Origin of the sequence: Nostoc sp. UCD121 (genome assembly GCF_014222285.1) — a bacterium.
Classification (GTDB): Bacteria; Cyanobacteriota; Cyanobacteriia; order Cyanobacteriales; family Nostocaceae; genus Nostoc.
In genome coordinates, this window is sequence record NZ_JACKZS010000453.1 from 1 (window position 1) to 1496 (window position 1496).

The 1496-nt window shown below is 41.7% G+C and carries 1 protein-coding gene; it reads right to left on the reverse strand.

Going from position 1 to position 1496, the window contains the following annotated elements; all coding sequences use genetic code 11:
- Positions 1–288: 288 nt before the first annotated feature.
- Positions 289–1496: WD40 repeat domain-containing protein (locus tag GNF10_RS36795; RefSeq protein ID WP_221644708.1), on the reverse strand; the 1208-nt coding region annotated here is incomplete at its 5' end.

Sequence of the window (1496 nt, forward strand, 5' to 3'; positions counted from 1 at the left end):
AACAATTCTTCTATACTACTTTGTAAATCATTATCATTATCATTACTTATCTGTATATCTTGGACTGCGATGGTTAACTTCTGGTTGATTTCGTCCATGCGGTAGTCTCGAAAATCGGGGTAGTCTGGTACCCAGCCTGTTGATTTTTTAGCCACTGTGATTTCCTCTCTGGTTGATGCTGTTATTGTTATCTATAGTTTTGATTCTTTTTATGCAAAAAAGTATTTAAGGTTTATTACTTTTCTTGAAGTATTTGACCACCTGAAATAATAGTGAAAATTGGCTAACTCAATATTTAGCCTGAGTTTTAACTCCATCACAAAGATCGCTTTGCCCTTGAGAATTATTGGCTAGATAATCATGCAGCCAATCGCACCCACGCCCCATCAAACTATCTAGAGTGAGATTTTCCACATTCCACAAAATTGCTGTACCATCTTTACTGCCAGAAACGAGAGTCTTACCATCAGGGCTAAAACTGATCCCATTGATCTCACCACTGTTACCAGTCAGAGTAATAATCAAAGTCCCGTCTTTGTGCCAAAGTTTCACTGTTTTATCATCACTAGCTGTGGCAATCATTTGACCATCAGGACTGAAAGTTACTTGCCAAATTGCAGCCAGATGTCCATCGAGACTGCTGATCGCACGACCGTCAAGCTGCCAAAGTTTTACTCTATCATCTGCACCAGCACTGGCAAGGGTCTGACTATCAGGGCTAAAACTGACGCTGTAAACAGCAGCGTTATGGTTTAAAGTTCTAAGTAACTGACCTTGCCGATTCCAGAGTTTTACTGTTTTGTCTTCACTACTAGTAGCGATTATCTTGCCGTCTCGACTAAAACTGACGCTATAGACAGCTGCGCTATGGTTTAAAGTTCTAAGCAACTGACCCTGCTGATTCCAAAGTTTAATCATTCCGTCATCACTAGAGGTGGCAATTGTCTTGCTGTCTGGACTGAAACTCACACTTTGGATGCGATCGCTATGCTTTAATAAAATATTCAGTAGCTTACCTTGCCGATTCCACAGTCTCACCACCCCTTCGTTAGAACTGACAGCAGCAATTATCTGACCATCTGGGCTAAAATTCACGTCCCAGATTTTGGAATTATTGATCTTCTTCAGCGATTTAATCTGTTTACCCTGCTGATTCCAAAGTTTCACCGTTCCGTCATCACTAGCGGTAGCGATCTCTTTACCATCGGGTGAGAAGTTGACGCGATTGACACCAGCCTGATGTCCAGAGAGAATGGTCTGCCAAGGGCGGTCAATTTGCCATAGTTTTACCGTCTTATCTTGACTAGCAGATGCAAGGGTACGACCATCAGGGCTGAAAGTAACTTGATTGACTCCACCACTGTGTCCTGTAAAGGTAGTAAGTTTTTGGCCATTTTTCTGCCATAGTGTCACGCTGTTAGGGACTTCCAGAGAATAAAATATACAGTCAATAAAAATGATAATCATTTTAAGGAGGGAGAGAGAGGTTGCCGACG